This is a genomic window from Shinella sp. GW821-FHT11G07 (assembly GCF_058808115.1).
Window position 1 is genome coordinate 1 of the sequence record NZ_JBXARJ010000041.1, and the last position, 834, is coordinate 834.

1 protein-coding gene is annotated in these 834 nt (G+C 65.9%); it reads right to left on the reverse strand.

The window, feature by feature from the left end; translation table 11 throughout:
* Window positions 1-833: agmatinase (speB, locus tag AC1RT2_RS32165; protein WP_493108500.1), on the reverse strand; the 833-nt coding region annotated here is incomplete at its 3' end.
* Window position 834: the final 1 nt, after the last annotated feature.

Below are 834 nucleotides of genomic sequence, written 5' to 3' on the forward strand. Positions count from 1 at the left end.
AGGTTCAGGCCCCAGCAGCCGCGGATGATTTCCAGCGCCTGGATCGTGTTGAGGCCGGCGATTTCAGGCGTGCCGGTGCCGGGCGCAATCGACGGGTCGAGGCTGTCGATGTCGAAGGTGAGGTAGACCGGCCGGTCGCCCATCTGCGCACGGACTTCCTCCATCAGCGGCGTCAGCGACTTGTGCCAGCACTCTTCCACCTGCACCACGCGAAAACCCTGCTCGCGCGGCCAGTCGAAATCGTCGGCGGCGTACCCCGTGCCGCGCACGCCGATCTGGATGCAGCGTTTCGTGTCGAGCACGCCGGCTTCCACCGCACGGCGGAACGGCGTGCCATGGGCGATCGGCTCGCCGAACATGTGCTCGTTGATGTCGGCATGGGCATCGACATGGATGAGGCCGACGGGACCGTATTTTTCGCCCATGGCGCGCAGGATCGGGTAGCTCAGCGTGTGGTCGCCGCCGAGCGTCAGCGGCTTGCAGCCGTCCTTGATGATCTCGCGATAGGCGTCGGTGATGATATCGACGCATTTCGGCAGGTTGAACGTGTCGATCGCCACGTCGCCGATATCGGCGACCTGCAGGCTGTCGAAGGGCGCGGCGCGGGTCGCCATGTTGTAGGGGCGGATCATGCAACTCTCGGTGCGGATCTGGCGCGGCCCGAAGCGCGTGCCCGGCCGGTTCGAGGTGCCGATATCCATCGGAATGCCGACGAAGCAGGCATCGAGCCCCTCGCTGGTCGGCTGCGTCGGCAGGCGCATCATCGTCGCAGGCCCGCCAAAGCGCGGCATCTCGTTGCCGCCGAGCGGCTGGTTGTAAGTCTTGGTCGTCATC